The 2,991-nt window shown below is 38.2% G+C and carries 5 protein-coding genes and 1 pseudogene; 3 read left to right on the forward strand and 3 right to left on the reverse strand.

What is annotated here, in order from left to right:
• The 3 genes and pseudogenes from ACMZ6U_RS09875 to ACMZ6U_RS09885 form a co-directional block, all read right to left on the reverse strand.
• Positions 1–95 (reverse strand): annotated as a pseudogene (locus ACMZ6U_RS09875) (IS5/IS1182 family transposase); the annotation flags it as partial.
• 35 nt (positions 96–130) lie between these two features.
• A complete protein-coding gene (locus tag ACMZ6U_RS09880; RefSeq protein ID WP_416108269.1) occupies positions 131–244 on the reverse strand; it encodes a hypothetical protein in 114 nt (37 codons plus the stop codon).
• A gap of 60 nt (positions 245–304) precedes the next feature.
• Complete coding sequence (locus ACMZ6U_RS09885; protein ID WP_416108266.1) at positions 305–394, reverse strand: transposase; 90 nt, start codon at positions 392–394, stop codon at positions 305–307.
• A gap of 201 nt (positions 395–595) precedes the next feature.
• On the opposite strand from ACMZ6U_RS09885, the gene ACMZ6U_RS09890 reads away from it, so the two are divergent.
• The 3 genes from ACMZ6U_RS09890 to ACMZ6U_RS09900 form a co-directional block, all read left to right on the forward strand.
• Entirely contained in the window at positions 596–1,315 is a 720-nt protein-coding gene (locus ACMZ6U_RS09890; RefSeq protein ID WP_416108267.1) for a GntR family transcriptional regulator, read from the forward strand.
• A gap of 42 nt (positions 1,316–1,357) precedes the next feature.
• The gene (locus ACMZ6U_RS09895) at positions 1,358–2,533 is read left to right on the forward strand and encodes an SIS domain-containing protein (RefSeq protein WP_416108268.1); all 1,176 of its coding nucleotides are present in this window, start codon (positions 1,358–1,360) and stop codon (positions 2,531–2,533) included.
• 5 nt (positions 2,534–2,538) lie between these two features.
• Positions 2,539–2,991: tagatose 1,6-diphosphate aldolase (locus tag ACMZ6U_RS09900; protein WP_416108270.1), on the forward strand; the 453-nt coding region annotated here is incomplete at its 3' end.

Here is a 2,991-nt window from a genome sequence, read left to right on the forward strand (position 1 = left end):
ACAACGATGTGGCGCTTCCTCCCTTTGACTTTCTTACCGCCATCAATCCCACGTTCCTCTACAACATCTGTTGTTTTCACGCTTTGAGAATCAATGATAGCATAAGTTGGAGAGGCTGCTCTACCAGCTTTCAGTTGCTTTTTTTAACCAGTTCTGTCAAAATGGTGTCCCACAAGCCGCTCTCCTTGGCACAACGAAAGAAACTCCAGACAGTTGGGTAAGGAGGGAAATCATGAGGGAGCATGCGCCATTGGCAGCCTGTTTTAGTGATATACAAGGTGGCGTTCACGAGTTCTCGTTTAGACTATTTATAGGTGCGATGTTTGGAGAAATAGGGTTCAAGTTGAGCCCATTCTTGATCGGTTAAATCAGTATCATATGCTTTTCGTGTCATATCTTTAGTTTAACATCTTTTTGTGAATACAGGTTCTAAACTTTCGGTTAGGGGGGCCATCCGCTTGTTTAAGAGTTAATTCACCTGGATCATCAGTCGATAATATATTTGGTATTACTTTTCTACTTGACAGATATCAATTATATATTATATACTATAAGTGGTTATAACAAGTTGAAATAGAAAGATGCCTAAAAACCTATGTCAAATAAAAAACCTCTTTATCTAAAAATGGTGGATACCTTAGAGTTGACGATTCGTGATTCAATGGTTGCACATGAACGTTTACCCTCTGAAAGGGAATTGAGTGAGGATTTTGGTGTCAGTCGTATAACGGTTAGGCAAGCCCTAAAAGAACTAGAAGCTAGAGGCTTGATTTATAAGCTTCAAGGTAAAGGAACGTTTGTGTCAAGTATTGAACAAGTGAAAACGGATCTTGCTTCAACCTATAGTTTTACTGAGCAGATGAAGAAATTAGGTAAAACACCAAAGACACGGATTCTTTCTTTTGAAAAAGTCACTGTTACACCTTACTTAGCTTCTTATTTGAATATGGAAGTAGGAAGTGATGTATTTGAGTTAGAACGCTTACGTCTAGCTGATGGTTTTCCAATGATGTTTGAAAGAACTTATATCCCAGTTTTACCTTTTGAGAATTTGGAAAAAGATTTACTTGCAAAGAAACCATTATATGATATCTTCACCCAAGATTTTGAACAAAAAATTCGTATTGCGGAAGAAGAGTTTGCAGCAAGTATTGCATTAGATTATGAGGCTAATTTTTTAAATATTAAAAAAGGCTCTGCTGTTTTACATGTGACACGGCACACTTATAATGACAAAAATGTATTAATCGAATTTACGTTTAGTATTGCCCGTGCAGACCAATTTCGTTATCGCATTACACATTACCCATCTTAAACGATGATGTACTAGTAACTTTACTATAGGAGGAGGTTGTATATGTTTCAATTATCAACTGAAGAACTTACCAAGCTTGGTGCAGAAATTACAACACGTGAAATCAAGCAACAGCCAAAACTTTGGCTAGAGGCTTTGTCAACTTATCAATCACAGAAAGATAAGATTGATTGTTTTCTTGCTGATATCATAGCCTCGGCTAATGGTAAATCTGTAAAAGTAATTTTTACAGGTGCAGGTACTTCTGAATATGTAGGCAATAGCATTGCAAGTTATTTACAAACAAATAGTGATAGGGAACATTTCTTATTTTCGAGTGTTGCAACTACTGATATTGTAGCTGCGCCGCATTATTATTTTTATCCGGAAGATACGGTCTTGTTGGTTTCATTTGCAAGAAGTGGTAATAGTCCTGAAAGTTTGGCTGCGGTTGAGTTGGCGAATCAATTGATTGATAATATCTACCACCTAACCATTACTTGTGCGCCAGAAGGAGAATTAGCCAAAGCTGCTCATTCTCAGGATAATAATTTCTTATTATTGCAACCACAAGAATCGAATGATGCTGGTTTTGCTATGACAGGAAGCTTCTCATGCATGATGCTTTCAGCCTTATTAGTATTTGATAGAAGTATTGATGAGAATCAGAAAAAAAACTATGTTGATACAGCGGCATCTCTAGCCGAGAGTGTTATCAATCGTGAACAAGTGTTACAAGAATTGGTTGATTTAGACTTTGAGCGCCTTGTTTATATTGGGTCAGGAAGTTTATCAGGTTTGACTAGAGAGGCTCAATTAAAAATTTTAGAATTAACTGCAGGTAAAATTGTAACCGTTTTCGACTCATCGATGGGATTCAGACACGGGCCCAAATCCTTTGTAAATGATAAGACGATTGTGGTTGGTTTCGTTAATAACCATACTTATGTACGCCAGTATGATTTAGATATTTTGGAAGAAGTAGAAGCGGATAAAATTGCCGTCAAAACCTTGGCTTTAGCTCAAGATGGTGCTACAGCTTTTTCTGGACAAACATTTGGCTTTGCTTCTGATGTATTGTTACCGGATGCCTATTTAGCTTTGCCGTATATTTTTGTGGCTCAAACGATTGCTTTATTATCCTCAATTAAAGTAAATAACCTTCCGGATACGCCGTCTGCAAGTGGAACAGTTAACCGTGTTGTTAAAGGTGTAACTATTCATGACTATAAAGCTTAGGAGACATTATGCTAATATTAACCGAAAACAAACGTCGCTACATGACACAATTAAGCCAAAATGGTGTGATTTCAGCCCTAGCCTTTGACCAACGCGGGGCGCTCAAACGCATGATGGCACAACATCAAGACACAGAACCAACGATTGCTCAAATCGAAGAGCTCAAATGCTTAGTTTCAGAGGAGCTGACACCATATGCGTCATCTATTCTTCTTGATCCTGAATATGGTCTTTCAGCGACTAAGGTTCGTCATGAAGACGCAGGCTTGTTGCTAGCCTATGAAAAAACAGGTTATGATGCCACTACAACTAGTCGCTTGCCAGACTGTCTTGATGTTTGGTCAGCTAAGCGTATCAAAGAAGCAGGGGCAGATGCGGTGAAATTCTTGCTTTATTATGATGTCGATGGCGATGAAGCTGTCAATGACCAAAAGCAAGCTTACATTGAGCGTATTGGT

It is taken from the genome of Streptococcus pluranimalium, assembly GCF_047785745.1.
Taxonomy (GTDB): domain Bacteria; phylum Bacillota; class Bacilli; order Lactobacillales; family Streptococcaceae; genus Streptococcus; species Streptococcus pluranimalium_B.